The following is a 16,974-nucleotide window of genomic DNA, read 5'->3' as shown; positions in this document are numbered from 1 at the left end:
CACTGGAACTGTGAAGTGCACGTCATGTTGGCACTCATTTGAAATAAGAACTAGATATAAGCCTGGATGTTTTGGCCTGTGAGAGGTCTTAATTTTGTGCAAGGTCCGTTAGAATGACAATAACTTAACTTCTGGAAAGCGAGTGATCGGTGATGAGCAAAGCACTAATCGTATGGGGCGGCTGGGATGGACATGAACCGGAGCAGGTAGCAGCGATATTTGAACGCATTTTGAAGGAAGAACAATTCGAGGTCGAGGTTTCAGATACACTGAATGCTTATGCGGACGCTGACAAACTGTTGGGTCTGGATCTGATCGTTCCCCTGTGGACGATGGGGCAGATTGAACAGGAACTGGTCAATAACGTATCTGCGGCTGTTCAGAGCGGCGTGGGCCTTGCGGGTCTTCATGGCGGGATGTGTGATGCGTTCCGCAACAACGTCGACTGGCAGTTCATGACGGGGGGACAGTGGGTTGCGCATCCGGGGAACGACGGCGTGGAGTACACGGTAAACATGAAGCGTGGTTCCAGTCCGCTCTTGGATCATATTGAAGATTTCCAGGTGAAAAGTGAACAGTACTATCTGCATGTGGACCCTGCTGTGGAAGTACTGGCAACGACTCGTTTTCCAGTCGTTAACGGTCCTCATGCAGCAAATGGCCCGGTGGATATGCCTGTTGTTTGGACCAAACGCTGGGGCGCTGGCCGTGTATTCTACAACTCGCTCGGACACCATGCAGACATCGTGGAAATGAAGCAAGTTACTGAAATGATGCGCAGTGGTTTCAAATGGACTGCAGCAGGCAAAGCGCTCGCGCAAAGCCGCACAGATGCAGTCGCTGAGGTATACACAGGAATGGCAGATAACCAAAACAACTGATTTAATTCTAAATAGTATCCGTTGAGATAAATATATTGGCCCACATAACAGTGATCTGAGAATCATTCTGGAAGCGCTATATCAAGTGGAAAACGAGGGGAGCCCTGGCATGAAAACAATGAAAGTAGGCATTATAGGCTGTGGTAAAATCAGCGGTATTTATATGGAGAACTGTCATCGATTTGAGGTGCTTGATCTTGTTGCAGTTGCAGATCTTGACCGGAACAGGGCTGAGGAGCAGGCAGCTGCCTATAAAGTTCCTAACGTGTACACGGTAGATGAAATTTTGGCAGATCCCGAGATCGATCTGATCATTAATTTGACGATTCCTGCCGTTCATGCGGATGTATGCTTGCGAGCGCTCGAAGCAGGCAAACATGTCTACGTGGAAAAACCACTCGCTGTTACACGTGAAGAGGGTCAGGCAGTTCTGGAAACGGCCAAGCGCAAAGGTCTGCTCGTAGGCTGTGCGCCAGAGACGTTCTTCGGTTCGGGCATTCAGACTGCTCTCAAAGTGGTGGAGGATGGGGTCATCGGCAAACCTGTGGCAGCCACGGCATTCATGATGAGCCGTGGACATGAGCACTGGCATCCCGATCCGGAGTTCTATTATACAGCCGGTGGCGGGCCGATGTTTGATATGGGGCCTTATTACCTGACTGCGCTCGTACAGTTGCTTGGGCCAATCAAGTCGATTGCTGGCATGACAGGCAAAGCGATGGAACAGCGGACGATTACGAGTGAGAAAAAGAGAGGTCAAACCGTACCTGTCGAAATTCCAACACATGTAGCTGGATTACTGCAATTTGAACAGGGAGCGATTGGTACGCTGATCACGAGTTTTGACGTATTTGGCGGCAGTGTATTGCCACCGATTGAAGTATATGGCACCCATGGAACCCTCCAGGTTCCTGATCCAAATACATTCGGCGGTCCGGTTCGTTACCGTTTGCTGGGTGATGAGGAGTGGACTGAAGTTCCACTTCTGCCGGGATATCAGGAAAATACACGCGGTATCGGTGTCGCTGATATGGCTTATGCATTGAACAGCGGTCGCAATCACCGCGCGAGTGGAGAATTAGCCTATCATGTGCTCGAAGCCATGTGGGCGTTCCATGACTCTTCGGATGAACAGACTTTCTATAAAATGGACAGCACGTGTCAGCGCCCGGCTGCACTGCCTGCAAATCTGCCATTGTACACGCTCGATCAATAATCGATCAAGATAAAGCTATAGCCCTGACTCCCAATACGTGGGAAGCAGGGCTATTTTTCATTTTATGTTCAAGCATGATTAGGGTTCGAATCCAGCCTGGCTAATCCAGATTTCATGTTCCGCAAAATGAGCCTTCATTCGTTGAACTACAATTTTGTATGCTTCAGGGCTGTACCAATCTTCCTTGCCCACTTGCTGGTAGAGCGATTCCATGCCAAGTCTCCGTGTTCGCTTGCCCTCACTGCCATCCCCCATGAAATAATCGTCAATGCATACCCGCTGGACAAGCGGTCTCAGGACGGCGGCAAAGTGTTCGCTGCTGGGCAATACGGGTGCAATAGCAGCCTGTGTGGGGATACCGGCATCCCGAAGTTGTTCCAATGCACGCAATCTGCCTGCAATTGGTGGAGCTGCCGGACTGAACTTTTTGCGGATATCGTCCAGGTCCGTTTCCACGGTCATGCTTACACGCACACGGTCACCCAACTTTTGCAGCAGATCAATATCTCGAGTCACGAGTGGGCTTCGGGTTTGAACCAATATAAAATCGGGCGGTTGTTCAACCATAACTTCCAGCAAGGAACGCGTGATTTGCTCCTTATACTCAACAGGCTGATACGGATCAGTACTGGATGACATAAAGATCGTGACTTTACCTTTCGTTTTCGCACGTTTCATTTCTTTGACAAGTACACTGGCGGCTTCCTGTTTCACATCAACCCAGCTTCCCCAAGGCTCATTGCGAAATAAAGATACTGGCATTTGCCTTACGTAACAGTAGGAACAGCCAAAAGCGCAGCCTGTGTAGGGATTCAGTGTATGCGTATAGCCATTAAGGAACCCGGTTCCTTTGTTCAGCAACGTTTTGGGTACTTTGTATAATAGGCTGGTCTTCATGATTCATCACGCCTCTGTTCACGGTAATTTGCAGGTGTGCATCCAGTATGTTTTCGAAAAACCGTAATAAAATATGCCGGATTGGCTATGCCGACCTGACGGCCAATATCGGTGACCGTAAGCCCGGTGCTTTCGAGCAAATTGCGGGCTTCGGTGACTCGTTTTTCCTGAATATACTCCACAGGCGTTTGGCCGGTAATCCGTTTGAACACACGATGCAGATGATACGGACTGCCGTGACTAACGTTTGCAAGAATATCAAGTGTCAGGGACTCGGCAAAATGATGCTCAATATAGTCTGTTACAACGGAAATCCACTCCTGATCGGGGACTCGCTCACCTGTTGGTTTGCATCGTTTGCATGGACGGAAATGTCGTTCCAATGCTTCTTCAGGGTTATTAAACATAGAGACATTCTCATATTTCGGTGCTTTCGACTTGCAGGAAGGCCTGCAAAAGATGCCTGTTGTCTTGACTCCGTAATAGAATTTGCCGTCGAAGTTGCTGTCGTTGTGGATAATGGCTTTCCACTGTTTGTCGTCTATAGGAACAGGATCTATTTGATAGGGGTTATAACTTTCCATAGAGATCACCTCAACTCTCATTATACCCCTGATTCGTTGAAATCGAGGGATTATCATACATAAAAGCAAGATATCAATATGTTGGAAATCTGCCTCCCTTCAATCTGAATGAAATATAGGCTACAATGTACAGGGTGGCAAGCTGTTTTAAGTGTGTAATTTATTTACGAAAGAGGTAGATTGAATGGTTCGTTTCGGAGTGGTAGGTACCAACTGGATTACAGAGAGGCTTCTTGAGGCCGCTGCACAAGTCGAAGGATTCGAATTGACCGCCGTGTATTCAAGAACTGAAGATAAAGCTAATGCATTCGCAGATCAATTTGATGCTGCATATCGATTCACCAATCTGGAAGAGATGGCGGCGAGTGATGGGTTTGATGCCGTGTACATTGCTACACCGAATACCTTTCATGCCGAACAGGCAGAGCTGTTTCTGAGAAACGGCAAACATGTCTTGTGCGAGAAGCCTTTGGCAGCCAATGGGGCAGAGGTTCGTCGTATGATTGATACAGCGCGAGAACATGAAGTTTTGCTCATGGAGGCGATGAAATCAACCCTTGTTCCCTCGTTCAAAATGGTACAGTCTCACCTACATAAGATTGGCCCGGTTCGTAAATATGTGGCGAGTTACTGCCAGTACTCCTCCAGATATGACAAGTATAAAGAAGGAATCGTCCTGAATGCGTTCAAACCCGATCTAGCTAATGGTGCGTTAATGGATCTTGGTGTGTATTGTCTCTATCCATTGATAACACTGTTTGGTGAGCCTAACCAAGTTCAATCCCAGGCGATGATGCTGGAATCCGGGGTAGACGGACAAGGCAGTGTCATCCTGAATTATGATGAGATGGAAGCGGTAGTGACGTACTCCAAAATCTCCAATTCTCATGTTCCAAGCGAAATTATGGGCGAACGCGGCAGCATCATCATTGACAAAATTGGTTCACCTGAACATGCAGAGATACGCTACAATGATGGTACGATAGAGAAACTTACTGCCGAGCAAATTCACCCATCGATGTATTATGAGGTAGAGGAATTTGTGAATCTGATTCAGCAGGGCAAAAGGGAATCGGACATGAACACCTATGAACGTTCCTATGTTACCATGCAGGTGATGGATCAGATCCGGCAGCAGATTGGTCTTGTTTTTCCTAACGATTAATTCTGGAAAGTGAGCTGAGACGAGATGAGCAGAGATGAGCAGAAGAGCGGAGCAGCCGGCCTGGAGCTGGCACAGATTATTTTTATCGGGCGAACCTTCGAGGAATATATGAAGATGTTCAACCTGACTGTGGATGAGATTAAAGGCAAGTCCATTCTCGATTGTCCGGGCGGGGCTTGTTCTTTCAGTAGCCATGCGCGAGAGTGGGGTGTAGATCCCATGGCAGCGGATATTGCTTATGAATACGAGAGCGGCCGACTGGAAGTGAAGGGGCTTCAGGACATAGAGCATACGATGAAACAAATGGAACAGGTACAAGACAAATATAGATGGGATGATTTCGGTTCGATCCAGGGCTTGAAAGAAGAGCGTAGACGTGCAATCATCGATTGTGTAGCAGATATGAGACGTTTTCCTGACCGTTATGTGGCTTCTATACTGCCGGAGTTGCCTTTTGTCGATGAACAATTCGATCTGACATTGTCTGCGCATTTTCTGTTTACATATGCAGATCGCCTGGATGCCGGTTTCCATCTTCAGACGATTCTTGAGCTGTTGCGTGTGACCAAGCGGGAGCTGCGGATTTTTCCTACGGTAGACTTGTCTGGCAAACGTTATGAGCATATGGATGAACTAAAGGCTATACTGGAAGAACGCGGATATATCACTTGTGAAGAGAAAACTTCATACGAATTCCAGCGGGGAGCACATACGATGCTCCATATTGTGAAATCCCGGTGAGTTACAACAACACAGCCAGCACTTCATTCATGAAGGTTTCAATAAGATACGCATGACCAGAACAGGTTAGGAGGATTTATCGGATGAAAAAAGTACTTATACTTGGTGGGACACGTTTCTTTGGCAAACGTCTGGTTGATCATTTGCTTTGGGAAGGTAAGTCTCAGATCACCGTCGCAACTCGCGGCAAAACGGATGTAGACTTTGGACCTGAGGTTAACCGGATTAAAATGGATCGTGAAGATCCGAAATCTCTCGCCGAGGTTGCGCAGACCGACATGTGGGATATTGTCTATGACAACATCTGTTACTCGCCAGATGCGGCGAAGTCGGCATGCGAAGCTTTTGCAGGACGTACCCAAAGATACATTTTGACTTCAACTCTTTCGGTATATGGAGATCCCAAACCTGGATTTACGGAAGCTGATTTTGATCCGTACACCTATCCGGTGCAATATGGTAGCCATGAGGATTTCTCGTATGGAGAGGGCAAACGTCTTGCGGAAGCTGTGTTTTTCCAGGAAGCGGATTTCCCGGTGGCGGCGATGCGTATTCCGATTGTACTCGGAATTGATGATTACACGCGAAGACTTCATTTTCATATTGAACATGTGCAAAAAGGAAAACCTATCGGCATGCCAAATCCGGAAGCCGAGATTGGATTCATTAATTCCACGGAAGCCGCGAGATTTCTCGCCTGGCTGGGACATTCATCCATTACAGGACCCGTGAATGCTGCATCCAAAGGGGCTATAACACTCTCTTCTATGATGAAATTGATTGAAACGGTAACCGGCATGCAATCCCAGGTACTGTCCGAAACGATCAAAGAAGATATGTCACCTTTCGGAATTTTGGAATCCTGGACAATGGATACTTCCAAAGCAGAGCAGGCAGGATATACGTTCGAAGCATTAATGGATTGGTTCCCCGGTTTGGTTCGTGAAGTGGCTCTGGCACTTCAATCCGAGGGCTAGATTGAACTAAAGAATATTTACGCTCCGATCGCTGTTATCGTGTAAATGATAGTTCAATTTATAGAATAGAATCCATGTATATAAGGTACATTTCATACAAAGAAAACAGGACGCAGTCAGAGAGGTCTTCTCCGATGCGTCCTGTTTGTGTTTGCTTCAACCTACTATTTTTCTCACGAGTCAGGGGTGATCTTCAATTGCTCTCCTGTTTATTCAGAAGGCACCGAGGCTGACGCGCGAATGCGCAGTTCAGACGGCATAATGACGCTCTGTGGCTCCTCAGGAGCCTTGCCTTCAATTCGATCGATCAGCATTTGCATGCCGATGGCCCCGAAATCATAGGCAGGCTGTGCAGCAACAGTGAGAAATGGATCAAAGACGGATGCCAGATCCAGATCATCAAAACAGACGACCGAGATGTCCTCAGGCACTCGAAGCCCCCGTTTACGTAAAAGTCGAATGACGCCAATGGCGAGCATGTTGTTTGCTGCAAATATGGCTGTAGGTTTGTGCTGATGTGCAAGCAAACGGTCAATACCCTCTTCATCGCTGAAATCCCGATATCCTGTTCGAAGGATTAAACCTGAATTAAAAGGAAGTTCGGCTTCTCGGAGTCCCTCCATGTATCCTTCTTCTCGCAGCCGTGCAGTCGAAACCTCGGAAGAACCATTGACCAGAGCAATGCAGCGATGCCCCAGATTCGTCAGATATCGAATCAGTTGAAGCGCACCGTCTCGGCTGTCCCCAGCGATAACGTCCGATGTGATTCCCGGGACAGTACGGTCCAAAATGACAAACGGAATGTTGCGTTCCTGCAGCTGCTTCAAGTGATTCAGCGAGCGATCTCCTGCAGGTGCAAACAGTACACCATCCACACGGGTAGACAAGATCGTGTCCACATAATTTTTCTCTTTGTCATAATCCTCGTCACTATTACTGAACAAAAGACGATAACCGCGCAGATTGGCAGCGTCCTCAGCCCCTCGGGCCAGAGTTGTATAGAAGGGGTTGGTAATATCCGTAATCAGCAATGACAGCATCTGGGTCCGTTGCAGCACGAGACTTCGTGCATTGGAGTTGGGGATATAACCAAGTTCTTCAATGACCTGCTGCACACGCTCTCGTGTAGCCGGACTGATGCGACCTGTTTGATTAATGACTTTGGAGACGGTCATGGCGGAGACGTTGGCTTTTTTGGCAATATCATAAATGGTGATCAATGGAATCTAACCTTTCCGCAACATAGTCTTTCCATTCTATAGGATAATGCCAATTGACAGCAACATAAGCTCATGCTATCTTAGGGTTACCGATAACCCTAATCATAAAAAAGTTGATTTATTTCAGTCTAACCGCTCTTCATTTTTGCTCACATCGCTTCCTTCATACCCAATAAGAGGACAGCATAACGGAGTCAATGATATAGAGCGGTTTTATTTAATCAAGCATTTGTAAACGCATTCATAACAAGAAAGAGAAGTGGCCCTTGTGGCATGCAACGGTAGTGTGTTACCTCGGGTATCGGTGAACTGTAGGAAGAGTATCCTTAATTTTCCCCATCCAACTGCACACGGACAAGTCACAAGTCATTCGTACCTATTCCATGAAACCATTGAAGGAGGACGTTTTAGTATGACACATCAGGATTACCGTTATAAACAGGCATTTCCGAAGATTGGTATTCGTCCCACGATTGACGGAAGACGCAAGGGTGTTCGCGAATCATTGGAAGAGCAGACGATGCGTATGGCGACGTCCGTTGCCGAGCTGCTCGCAGCAGAACTTCGTTATCCCGATGGATCGCCGGTTGAATGCGTCGTGGCCGAGTCTTGTATTGGCGGTGTTAACGAGGCAGCGGCAGCAGCAGAACTATTTAGTCGTTCAAACGTAGGTGTGACGATTACCGTTACACCATGCTGGTGTTATGGAACAGAGACGATGGATATGTCACCTTCCATTCCTACGGCCATTTGGGGCTTTAACGGGACTGAACGTCCGGGTGCAGTATATCTGGCAGCGGTACTCTCTGCCCATGCACAGAAGGGAATTCCGGCTTTTGGCATCTATGGCGAGGATGTTCAGGATGGAGGAGATACGACGATTCCTGATGACGTTCGCGAGAAATTGCTACGGTTCAGCCGTGCGGGGCTTGCCGCTGCAACCCTGAAGGGACGTGCCTATCTCTCCATCGGATCGGTATCCATGGGCATTGCTGGCTCCATCGTAAACGATACTTTTTTCCAGGAGTATCTGGGCATGCGGAACGAATATGTGGATATGAGTGAGCTGACTCGTCGGATAGAAGAGGAGATCTACGATCCCGAGGAGTATAAACTGGCACTGGCCTGGGTGAAGGAGAACTGCAGTGAAGGACCGGATAACAATCCTGCCCATCTGCAGACAGATCGCAAACGCAAAGAGTATGAATGGGAAACGGTTGTGAAAATGACCCAGATCGTACGGGATCTGATGGCTGGCAATCCCAAGCTGGCTGAGCTCGGATTCACTGAGGAATCCATGGGCCACCACGCGATTGTCTCGGGATTTCAGGGACAAAGGCAATGGACTGATCATTCACCCAACGGAGATTTTCTGGAGTCCATCCTGAACTCTTCCTTTGACTGGAATGGCAAACGATCACCTTATCTGGTGGCAACGGAGAACGACAGCCTGAATGGTGTGTCAATGTTATTCGGCTCCCTGCTTACACATACCGCGCAGATCTTCGCAGATGTACGCACCTATTGGAGTCCGGATTCGGTAAAACGCGTGACAGGACATCAGCTGGAAGGAAACGCAAAGGACGGTATTCTGCATCTGATCAACTCCGGTTCTGCAGCATTGGATGGTACGGGGCAACAGTCAAGAGCGGGTGAACCTGTGCTCAAGCCTTTCTGGGAAATTACAGACGAAGAGGTTCAGGACTGCCTGAAAGCTACCTCCTGGCGGCCAGCATCTGTGGAATATTTCCGGGGCGGCGGCTATTCGGCTGATTTTCTGACCAAGGGCGGCATGCCTGTTACGATGACGCGTCTCAATTTGGTTAAAGGACTTGGTCCGGTACTGCAAGTGGCTCAAGGTTACACCGTCGATCTGCCTGAGGATGTACATGATACGCTGGATCAACGGACAGATCCGACTTGGCCATCCACCTGGTTTGCACCTGTTCTGACGGGCTCAGGGGCTTTTATTTCAGTCTATGAAGTGATGAATCAGTGGGGCGCGAACCATGGCTCCATCTCTTATGGACATATCGGAGCGGATCTGCTGACATTGGCCTCCATGCTTCGTATCCCGGTAAGTATGCATAATGTGCCGGAATCCGAGATTTTCCGTCCGCGTGCCTGGGGACTATTCGGTACAAGTGAACCGGAGAGTGCCGATTACCGGGCATGCAGCGTCTTTGGACCTTTGTATCGATAATATCCAAACGGCTTGACGCTGAAGCGAGGAGGCATGAGAAATGGGGATTCAGACAACACATGTGCTTGCTGCCGATTATGGCGCCGGAAGCGGTCGGGTAGTCCGGGGGACTTTTGACGGGAGCAAGCTCTCGTTACAGGAAATGCATCGATTCAGCAACGAACCCGTGCAGCTGGGGGAGGGGTTGTATTGGGATTTCCTGCGACTTTTCCACGAATTAAAACAAGGTATTGTGAAGGGCATGCAAGGAACCTCGCATCCTGTCCGTTCCATTGCTGTGGATACGTGGGGAGTCGACTATGGATTGGTGGACGGGGCGGGAAGGTTGTGCTTTAACCCGCGTCATTACCGGGAATCACGCAATGCCAAGTGGATGGAAGAAGTCCTGCGCATGGTGAATGAAGAAGAGCTATATTCCATGTCTGGCGTCCTGCCACAACAGATCAATACCGTATTTCAGCTGCTTGGAAGTGTACGCGAGCACGCTGAAGATCTCCGGCAGGATGTGCGCATGTTGTTAATGCCGGATTTGTTTAACTATTATCTAACAGGTCAGCAGGCCTGTGAGTACACCATTGCGAGTACAAGCGGACTGCTGCATGCCGGGCAGGCCCGTTGGAATGAACAGCTGATTGGCCGACTGGGTATCCCGGAGACGCTATTCCCACCTCTCGTACAGCCCGGCACGGTGCTGGGGCAGTTAACGGATGACTTGTGTGAGGAGTTGCGAACTGGACCGATGCAAGTGATATCTGTAGGATCACATGATACAGCATCTGCGCTGGCAGCTATTCCAGCGACAGATTCGGAATTTGCTTTTATTAGTTGTGGCACCTGGTCACTCATGGGCGTGGAACGTGACACCCCTGTATTGGATAATCGCAGCCGCCAACTGGGATTCACCAATGAAGGCACGGTAAATGGCAAAGTGCGAACCTTGAAGAATCGCTCAGGCCTGTGGTTATTGCAGGAGTGCAAACGACAGTGGGAACGGGAGAATCAATGTTTTAGCCATGAGGAACTCGTTCAGCTTGCTGCATCGGCAGCCGCTCATCAATGTTATGTATCGCCTGGAGATGGAGTGTATTTGGCACCGGGTAACATGCCCGAGCGAATCCGGCAACAGTGCAGTTCCAGCGGGCAAACCATACCTGAAACGACCGGAGCCATTGTGCGTTGTATTCTCGAAAGCTTGGCGCTGGAGTTCAGACAGACTCTGGATGAATTGGAGCTAATTACGGGTACGCGACCGCGGGTAATTCATATGGTCGGTGGCGGCGTGCATAATCGCTTATTGTGCCAATTCACGGCAAATGCAGCAGGTGTTCCGGTGATAGCCGGCCCAGCAGAGGCAACCTCGGCTGGCAATTGCATGCTGCAATTCCTGGCCCACGGTGAAGTGAGCAGCTTGTCCGAGGTGCGGGAGATTATGGCTTCTTCTTTTTCTCCCGAGACTTATGAGCCCGAAGAAACCACAAGGTGGAAGGAAGCTTACGAAATCTATCAGAACTTGAATCAAACCTTGGCGAACAGATTCAATTAGAAGAGCATTTTGCACTAGAACGATAAAATCGATTCTGCAAACTGCTGAATAGAAAAAGTCAAAGGAGTGGAGCAGAACATGTCTGAACAACAGGTAAGGGAAGAATTGACCAAATATGCCCGCAGAGCAGTTGCTCAGGGATTGGTGGTTGGCCCAGGGGGGAATCTGAGCGCTCGTTCCGAAGGAACGATGCTGCTTTCCCCGAGTGGTTATGCACTAGAGGATCTGGAACCCGAGGAATGGATTGCAATTGATATTGCGACTGGAGAGACACGTGCCGGATCGACACGTCCTTCTTCCGAAATATTAATGCACCTCTACAGTTATCGTGTAAATCCTGATATTCAGGCCATTGTGCATACACATCCGGCATACACCATCGCACTAAGTCTCGTTTTCGATGAATTGCCACATTTATTCCCTGATCAGTCCGCACTTGTAGGCGATATTGGCTTCGTCCCCTATGTTCTGCCAACGACCAAACTTCTTGCCGATGCGGTGGCTGCAAAGGTTGAAGAGCACACAGCGCTTATTCTAGTAAACCACGGGTTGGTGACCACAGGCAAAAACCTGCGCGAAGCCTACTACCGCACCCAGGTAGTGGAGGAAAGCGCCAAGGTGTATATGATCGCCAAGGCAGTAGGGGAGCCCAAAGTGCTTACTGCGGAACAATACAAAGAGATTCAGTCTCTTGAAAGTGAAGCCTACCGCGTGCAGCTATTGCGACAACTAAAGTCCTAAATCATTATAGTGAAGTGAGCGAGATGAAAATGCTTATTCATCAATATAAACCGCTACTTCCAGTAAAACTTGGAGATTCAGGTTAAGCACAAAGGACCACAATTTTTTTCGACAAGTATTGCATATCCCGAAATACCGAGTATAATACTGGGTAAATAGATGAAAAGGGGATGCAATAAACGATGAAAACACATGCTGAATTGAACTCACTTCTTGTTGACGATTATCTGGATCTCCTGAACATAGCAAAACAACTGGGTGATGAGGAGTGGAAACAGGCCATTCTGCAGGCACTGAAAGAAGAAGTGGATGCTAATCATCATCTGGATTCAACCGAGGTTAGACAGGATCTTTGGAATCAATTTGAAGGAATTAACGAACAGATGCATGATCTGTTAATGCAACTCAAACATGCTGATCGTCCTGAAGAGAAAGAACAGATTATTGAAGCCATCTGGGGACTGAAGGTAGACCGCAATGCCATTACTCGCAAACTTGAAACTATGAGCCGTTCCAGTGCTGGACATCAATAAAGCTCTAACGTTTATTATAAAAAAATAAAAACCCGCGTGCCGCCCTATGGAATTAATATTCCATGGGTTGGCATGCGGGTTTTGTGTTTGTTGCTGTACTTGTTCTATTTAAGCATTTTAAGCATTAAAACTGTTTGGCGAGCGTCCGTGCTTCATGTATGGCTTGCTGTTTGATTTCTTCAGCGCGTTCCTTGTACTGGTTATGTCCTTCCACAAAAATCCCCTCAAGCTTCGGAACACCCAAGAAAGACATAATAATACTCAAATAACGATGGCCGGATTCCATTTGGGCCGCAGGTCCTTCAGAATAAATGCCGCCACGGGCCTGAATATGCAGTGCCTTTTTGTTGGAAAGCAATCCGACCGGGCCCTGCTCCGTATAGCGGAACGTTTTGCCAGCCACGCAGATGGAGTCAACATACGCCTTCATAATTGGAGGAAAGGAGAAGTTCCACATCGGTGTCACAAAAACATATTTGTCAGCAGAAGCGAATTGGTCTGATAATTCATTCAAACGTTGAACTTTGGCCTGTTCTCCAGAAGTCAATTCGCTGCCGGATTGAAGTTTACCCCATCCACTGAACACATCAGCATCAATATGAGGAATATCTGAGCGATACAGATCCAGATGAATGACCTCATCCGAAGGGTGGCTTTCACGATATGCATCAACAAACGCTTTACCTGCAGCCATGCTGAAGGAGGTTTCATGGTCATGAGGATGGGCAGTAATATACAATAATGTAGACATGCGGTTCTTCCTCTCTATGATGTTTTTGCCCCAAAGGGCTCACATTAACAAGCGACCGATGTAGTATGCATCGTTAGTAACGTTTTATACCTGGATAGTGACCTGGTACTCAATCATGTATAATATAAAGGTGTAGGTGAAATCCGAACGATAACAGGAATGAGTGAGATGAGCGCATATGGGAATGGATCTGGAGAAGCAACGATTAAGCATTGAAGCAGCGAAATTGTATTATCAGTCGGATTACAGCCAGCAGGATATTGCGGTCAGGCTGGGTGTGTCACGTCCAACCGTATCGCGGTTACTTCAGTATGCGAAAGATCGCGGTTACGTTCGCATTGAAATTATGGACCCGCTGGAGGATATCGACATTATCGCCGGGGAGCTCAAGACCAAGTATAATCTGGATACTGCGCTTGTTTGTTTTGCCCCGTTGAAGAGTGATGAAGAAATTTTGAAACATATTAGCAAGAGAGCAGCAGATTACTTACAGGATACGGTGCAGGATGCGGATATTATTGGCGTAACCTGGGGGACAACGATGAACGCCGTAGCCCGTCAGCTTCGTCCCAAGCAAGTTAAAGGCGTGGAAGTGGTTCAACTTAAGGGAGGCGTAAGCCATTCCCATGTGAATACGTATGCTGCAGAAATTGTTCATTTATTTGCGGAAGCGTTCCATACAGTTCCCCGATATTTGCCTTTGCCAGTGATCTTCGACAATATTGAAGTCAAAAAAATGGTGGAAGCAGACCGACATATTGGCAGAATTGTGGAGCTTGGCCGACAGGCGAATATTGCCATGTTTACGGTAGGTACCGTGAAGGAAGATGCACTTTTGTTCAGGCTGGGGTATTTTAATGATGAAGAACAACAATTGCTGATGCATTCCGGTGCGGGTGACATTTGTTCACGTTTTTTTGATGCCGAGGGCCGATTGATCAGTGAAGAAATTAACAACAGAACCGTCGGAATTGATCTGGCCGAGCTGCGAAATAAGGAGAAATCCATTCTCGTGGCCGGGGGAAAGCGCAAAATAGAGGCCATTCATGCTGCGCTCAAAGGTCATTACGCCAACATTTTGGTAACAGATCAATACACAGCTCAGGCTCTGCTCCGATTATAATTCAATGGATGACAACATCTGCCACGCGACATGGGCGGATGTTTTGCTTTCTTAGACAAAAGCTATACTGTACGATTTCTTCCCGGTAAGGGAAGTCTTTTGTTTAATGAAGTTTTCATGGAATGTATTAAGATTTCAACGATGAACAAAAGTTCATATTGATTTTTACATATGTTCATGTTAGGGTAGGGATATAGAAAATAACTAGTTCAGATAAGGGGAGATTCAAATGACTACACCACAATTAGCCAAAATGATAGATCATACCTTGCTTCGTGCAGATGCAACACAAAGTGAAATGGCAAAATTGACCGAAGAAGCGAAACAATATCAGTTTGCTTCTGTATGTGTTAACCCGGGCTGGGTAGCTTATGCTGCTGAACAACTTCAAGGTACTGGCGTAGATATTTGTACCGTTATCGGTTTCCCTCTGGGAGCTTCCACTTCCGAAACCAAAGTGTTCGAAACCAAAGACGCTATCTCCAAAGGTGCTACTGAAGTGGATATGGTCATCAACATTAGTGCGATGAAAGACGGCAAAGATGACGTTGTGGAACAGGATATCCGTGCAGTTGTTGAAGCAGCAGCGGGTAAAGCTTTGGTGAAAGTCATTATTGAAACTTGTCTGTTGACGGATGAAGAGAAAGTACGTGCATGTCAGGCAGCAGTAAAAGCTGGAGCTGATTTTGTCAAAACGTCCACAGGTTTCTCTACGGGTGGAGCAACGCCAGAAGATATCGCTTTGATGCGTCGTACCGTTGGTCCAGATGTGGGTGTTAAAGCTTCCGGCGGCGTGCGCAGTCTGGAAGATATGCAAAAAATGATCGATGCAGGAGCAACTCGCATTGGCGCAAGTTCCGGTGTGAAAATCATGCAAGGCGAACAATCTACATCTAATTATTAATTCGTGAGTAACTTAGCACGATAAATTCCAGCAGATGGAATGCTTGGATGATTTAAAAGGTAACTTGTTCTTCATATCTCGCTTTGGACGGATGTGAAGAACAAGTTTTAAATCTGATTCGGATTTTCCTTTTCCATTTTTTGATTATAACAGGATCACAAAAGACCGAATTTATTGTAAGCGCTTCAACCGTTTTCTGAAAGGTTAATTCTTCACATTTATGGGAAACCTTTGAGCTGAATGAACATCCGGCTTAACTACCTTCAAAGGAGAGATAGAATGAAATTCCTAATTGCCCTTCTTGGTATACTTGTTGTATTTGGACTAGCTTATCTAGTCAGCAACGGTAAGAAGAAGATCCGATATCGTCCACTAATTATCATGATTGTTCTGCAAGTTATATTGGGATACGCATTGTTAAATACAGGAGTGGGTACCTTTTTGATTAGCGGTTTCGCAAACGTATTTGAAAGTTTGCTTGGCTATGCTAATGACGGTATTTCGTTTGTATTCGGTGGCTTGACTACCGTTGGTGCAGACAGTGGGGGCGCGCCATTCTTCCTCAGTGTATTGATGCCGATCGTTGTCATCTCAGCGCTCATTGGTATATTGCAGTATATCCGAATCTTGCCTTTTGTTATAAAATATATTGGTCTGGTATTAAGCAAAGTCAACGGAATGGGCAAACTGGAATCATATAACGCGGTTGCTTCGGCTGTATTGGGGCAATCTGAAGTGTTCATTTCTGTGAAGAAACAAATTGGGTTGCTGCCAAAACATCGGCTGTACACCTTGTGTGCTTCGGCGATGTCCACAGTATCGATGTCGATTGTCGGTGCCTATATGTCCATGATTGATCCGAAATATGTGGTTACGGCACTTGTGCTGAACCTGTTTGGCGGTTTTATCATCGCTTCCATCGTGAATCCGTATGAGGTTACCGAGGAAGAAGATATATTGGAAGTACAGGAAGAGGAGAAACAATCCTTCTTCGAAATGCTGGGCGAGTACATTTTGGATGGTTTCAAAGTTGCAATCGTTGTAGCAGCGATGTTGATCGGTTTTGTGGCTTTGATCGCACTTGTTAACGGGATCTTTAGTGCAGTACTCGGTATTTCGTTCCAGGAACTGCTTGGTTATGTGTTTGCACCATTTGCCTTCATTATGGGTGTTCCTTGGAAAGAAGCGATTCAAGCGGGAAGTATTATGGCTACCAAAATGGTATCCAACGAATTCGTTGCCATGCTTGATCTGACCAAACAGACTACATTGTCTGCCAGAACAACAGGGATCGTATCCGTCTTCCTCGTATCGTTCGCCAACTTCTCTTCGATCGGTATTATTGCCGGTGCGGTGAAGGGACTTCATGAGAAACAAGGTAACGTGGTGGCCCGCTTCGGTCTGAAACTGCTTTACGGTGCATCGCTTGTCAGCGTGCTGTCTGCGATCATCGCCGGACTGTTCTTGTAAAGCCGGATTATTGGAAGGAGTGCTT

16 protein-coding genes are annotated in these 16,974 nt (G+C 47.3%); 12 read left to right on the top strand and 4 right to left on the bottom strand.

Annotated elements, in window-relative coordinates; all coding sequences use genetic code 11:
• The first annotated feature begins 152 nt into the window (after positions 1 to 152).
• Both QP794_RS07905 and QP794_RS07900 read left to right on the top strand, forming a co-directional pair.
• On the top strand, positions 153 to 881 hold the full coding sequence (locus tag QP794_RS07905) for a ThuA domain-containing protein (RefSeq protein WP_024631996.1): 729 nt from the start codon (positions 153 to 155) through the stop codon (positions 879 to 881).
• A gap of 109 nt (positions 882 to 990) precedes the next feature.
• The gene (locus tag QP794_RS07900) at positions 991 to 2,097 is read left to right on the top strand and encodes a Gfo/Idh/MocA family protein (RefSeq protein WP_285075708.1); all 1,107 of its coding nucleotides are present in this window, start codon (positions 991 to 993) and stop codon (positions 2,095 to 2,097) included.
• 78 nt (positions 2,098 to 2,175) lie between these two features.
• Here QP794_RS07900 and QP794_RS07895 read toward each other — a convergent pair whose 3' ends face one another.
• Both QP794_RS07895 and QP794_RS07890 read right to left on the bottom strand, forming a co-directional pair.
• Positions 2,176 to 2,994, bottom strand: coding sequence for an SPL family radical SAM protein (locus QP794_RS07895; protein ID WP_285075707.1), 819 nt, complete (start codon positions 2,992 to 2,994; stop codon positions 2,176 to 2,178).
• A complete protein-coding gene (locus QP794_RS07890; protein ID WP_285075706.1) occupies positions 2,991 to 3,578 on the bottom strand; it encodes a bifunctional transcriptional activator/DNA repair enzyme AdaA in 588 nt (195 codons plus the stop codon). The genes QP794_RS07895 and QP794_RS07890 overlap by 4 nt, the downstream gene beginning before the upstream one ends.
• A 184-nt stretch (positions 3,579 to 3,762) precedes the next feature.
• On the opposite strand from QP794_RS07890, the gene QP794_RS07885 reads away from it, so the two are divergent.
• The 3 genes from QP794_RS07885 (at position 3,763) to QP794_RS07875 (ending at position 6,461) form a co-directional block, all read left to right on the top strand.
• Positions 3,763 to 4,743, top strand: coding sequence for a Gfo/Idh/MocA family protein (locus tag QP794_RS07885; RefSeq protein ID WP_285075705.1), 981 nt, complete (start codon positions 3,763 to 3,765; stop codon positions 4,741 to 4,743).
• A 24-nt stretch (positions 4,744 to 4,767) separates the two neighbouring features.
• Complete coding sequence (locus QP794_RS07880; RefSeq protein ID WP_285075704.1) at positions 4,768 to 5,484, top strand: SAM-dependent methyltransferase; 717 nt, start codon at positions 4,768 to 4,770, stop codon at positions 5,482 to 5,484.
• Positions 5,485 to 5,567: 83 nt separating this feature from the next.
• Entirely contained in the window at positions 5,568 to 6,461 is an 894-nt protein-coding gene (locus QP794_RS07875; RefSeq protein WP_285075703.1) for an NAD-dependent epimerase/dehydratase family protein, read from the top strand.
• 209 nt (positions 6,462 to 6,670) lie between these two features.
• On the opposite strand, the gene QP794_RS07870 is transcribed toward QP794_RS07875, so the two are convergent.
• Positions 6,671 to 7,681: a LacI family DNA-binding transcriptional regulator gene (locus tag QP794_RS07870; RefSeq protein WP_285075702.1), complete on the bottom strand. Its 1,011-nt coding sequence runs from the start codon at positions 7,679 to 7,681 to the stop codon at positions 6,671 to 6,673.
• A 412-nt stretch (positions 7,682 to 8,093) separates the two neighbouring features.
• Between QP794_RS07870 and QP794_RS07865 the strand changes: the two genes are divergently transcribed.
• The 4 genes from QP794_RS07865 (at position 8,094) to QP794_RS07850 (ending at position 12,701) form a co-directional block, all read left to right on the top strand.
• Positions 8,094 to 9,884, top strand: coding sequence for an L-fucose isomerase (locus QP794_RS07865; RefSeq protein ID WP_285075701.1), 1,791 nt, complete (start codon positions 8,094 to 8,096; stop codon positions 9,882 to 9,884).
• A gap of 40 nt (positions 9,885 to 9,924) precedes the next feature.
• Positions 9,925 to 11,427 (top strand): rhamnulokinase, encoded by a 1,503-nt coding sequence (locus tag QP794_RS07860; protein ID WP_285075700.1) that lies wholly within the window; start codon positions 9,925 to 9,927, stop codon positions 11,425 to 11,427.
• A gap of 78 nt (positions 11,428 to 11,505) precedes the next feature.
• Complete coding sequence (locus QP794_RS07855; RefSeq protein WP_285075699.1) at positions 11,506 to 12,168, top strand: class II aldolase/adducin family protein; 663 nt, start codon at positions 11,506 to 11,508, stop codon at positions 12,166 to 12,168.
• 182 nt (positions 12,169 to 12,350) lie between these two features.
• Positions 12,351 to 12,701 (top strand): hypothetical protein, encoded by a 351-nt coding sequence (locus QP794_RS07850; RefSeq protein ID WP_079344637.1) that lies wholly within the window; start codon positions 12,351 to 12,353, stop codon positions 12,699 to 12,701.
• Between the two features lie 124 nt (positions 12,702 to 12,825).
• On the opposite strand, the gene QP794_RS07845 is transcribed toward QP794_RS07850, so the two are convergent.
• On the bottom strand, positions 12,826 to 13,452 hold the full coding sequence (locus tag QP794_RS07845) for an FMN-dependent NADH-azoreductase (protein ID WP_285075698.1): 627 nt from the start codon (positions 13,450 to 13,452) through the stop codon (positions 12,826 to 12,828).
• A gap of 184 nt (positions 13,453 to 13,636) precedes the next feature.
• Between QP794_RS07845 and QP794_RS07840 the strand changes: the two genes are divergently transcribed.
• The 3 genes from QP794_RS07840 to QP794_RS07830 all read left to right on the top strand — a co-directional run bounded on the left by QP794_RS07840 (position 13,637) and on the right by QP794_RS07830 (position 16,949).
• Positions 13,637 to 14,575, top strand: coding sequence for a DNA-binding transcriptional repressor DeoR (locus QP794_RS07840; protein WP_285075697.1), 939 nt, complete (start codon positions 13,637 to 13,639; stop codon positions 14,573 to 14,575).
• Between the two features lie 229 nt (positions 14,576 to 14,804).
• A complete protein-coding gene (gene deoC / locus QP794_RS07835; protein ID WP_079344641.1) occupies positions 14,805 to 15,479 on the top strand; it encodes a deoxyribose-phosphate aldolase in 675 nt (224 codons plus the stop codon).
• A gap of 279 nt (positions 15,480 to 15,758) precedes the next feature.
• Positions 15,759 to 16,949, top strand: a complete 1,191-nt coding sequence (locus tag QP794_RS07830) for a NupC/NupG family nucleoside CNT transporter (protein ID WP_024631981.1) — start codon at positions 15,759 to 15,761, stop codon at positions 16,947 to 16,949.
• The last annotated feature ends 25 nt before the right edge of the window (positions 16,950 to 16,974 follow it).

Origin of the sequence: Paenibacillus sp. UMB7766-LJ446 (genome assembly GCF_030226665.1) — a bacterium.
GTDB classification, from domain to species: domain Bacteria; phylum Bacillota; class Bacilli; order Paenibacillales; family Paenibacillaceae; genus Paenibacillus; species Paenibacillus vandeheii.
The sequence above is the reverse complement of the archived record's forward strand: the minus strand, read 5'-3'. Positions and strand labels throughout refer to the sequence as shown.